A 328-nucleotide genomic window follows, 5' to 3' on the forward strand; every position below is an offset into this window, starting at 1 on the left:
GGCTTTCGCCGCCATCAACTCCAAGATCACGCGACTCTACCAGAACAACATCTTCCACCCCGAGCTACAGGTCGGGAGCGGTTTCGCTAAGCGAGTCGCGGCCGTCGCTGAGCGCGCGGGCGTGAAGACCCCCCGCTACAAGCTCTCAAAGCAGGACTCGCCGCCGACCGCCATCAACGCGGTGAACCGCACCCCGTTTTGACCGGCCAGGCGGCATAGCTCACGAAGGCATAGGCGTTGCCCTATGGTGACGTCTATGCCATCCGATCCGACCGCCCCGACTGTGCACGGCTAGATCCTGCACGGCGTGCAGCGCCGCCGGCGTCGT

Annotated in this window: 1 protein-coding gene; it reads left to right on the top strand. The window is 64.9% G+C overall.

The window, feature by feature from the left end:
* On the top strand, nucleotides 1–202 hold a 202-nt coding region (locus MKK82_RS20610; protein WP_243986637.1), incomplete at its 5' end, for a hypothetical protein.
* Nucleotides 203–328: the final 126 nt, after the last annotated feature.

The organism is Methylobacterium sp. E-046 (assembly GCF_022829625.1).
Classification (GTDB): domain Bacteria; phylum Pseudomonadota; class Alphaproteobacteria; order Rhizobiales; family Beijerinckiaceae; genus Methylobacterium; species Methylobacterium longum.